This window comes from Mesorhizobium sp. M2E.F.Ca.ET.209.01.1.1 (genome assembly GCF_004010375.2).
GTDB lineage: Bacteria > Pseudomonadota > Alphaproteobacteria > Rhizobiales > Rhizobiaceae > Mesorhizobium.
Genome location: NZ_SADP02001285.1, coordinates 1 through 284 on the forward strand (window position 1 = coordinate 1; position 284 = coordinate 284).

Below are 284 nucleotides of genomic sequence, written 5' to 3' on the forward strand. Positions count from 1 at the left end.
CGATTGCAGAAAATGCGGGAACGGCCGGATGAACTCCAGCACGACGTCGTCGACGTCGAGCACCAGAAGCGGCCGGTCGTCCGCGGCAAGCCCTTCGATCTGCCGCGCCGTCTCGGGATCGTCGCGCATACCCAGCGCTCGTGATCGTCGTTGCCGAGCGGCAGCGCCCGCAAGGCCTTGCCGACGGCGTCCGGCGGCGTGCCGGTCTCCTCGGCGAAGCGCAGCAGCGTCGGCTCATGGGCGAGGATGAACTGCAGCACGCCGGCCAAAAAGCCTGGCTCGCC

At 69.0% G+C, this 284-nt stretch carries 1 pseudogene; it reads right to left on the minus strand.

Annotation, left to right across the window (positions count from 1 at the left end):
• Window positions 1-128 precede the first annotated feature (128 nt).
• Window positions 129-284, minus strand: a pseudogene (locus EN852_RS40085) (DUF3572 family protein); the annotation flags it as partial.